1 protein-coding gene is annotated in these 502 nt (G+C 40.0%); it reads right to left on the bottom strand.

The window, feature by feature from the left end; genetic code table 11:
- Nucleotides 1–502, bottom strand: a 502-nt coding sequence (locus AAEY83_RS12795; protein ID WP_502945160.1) for a hypothetical protein, incomplete at both ends; no start/stop codon positions are given.

Raw genomic sequence — 502 nt, 5'->3', positions numbered from 1 at the left:
ATCTATATTTGCAACCATAGCACCTAAACGCAGTGCGACACCCACTTGGTTAAACGCATGACTAGGGACGAACTCTTCCCCATGACCTGGATAAAATAATACAAGTTTGCCATCTAATTTAGGTTTTGTATGGTGATAACGTAAGTCAGGCGCAATACCAATATCAGCAAAGCTAGCTAAGTTATAAATGAGCTCACCTTCTTTCTTATTTATCGCTTTCGGTGTTGGTAAGCCTGTTTGCAACCAAAATTCAGATACATCTGTTACCCCATCATTTTCTAAAATGATGGCCTTAGCCCACGCTTTAAACTTTTCGATTAATGGTGACGGTTGACTGCTAGCAATGACACGAGGCAACAGCATTAATGCAGCTAAATCATCTTTGCTTGTATTAGTCTTAGCTAAATAACGGCTATAGCTAGCTAGTTCCTCAGTGACCATATCTGCTATTGGAATAAGCTTTTTTATAGGTGCTTTTAATATGCTCGGGTCAGGCAAACCG

This window comes from Psychrobacter sp. TB20-MNA-CIBAN-0197 (assembly GCF_040309765.1).
GTDB classification, from domain to species: domain Bacteria; phylum Pseudomonadota; class Gammaproteobacteria; order Pseudomonadales; family Moraxellaceae; genus Psychrobacter; species Psychrobacter submarinus.
This window is presented reverse-complemented; position numbering and strand designations above follow the sequence as displayed.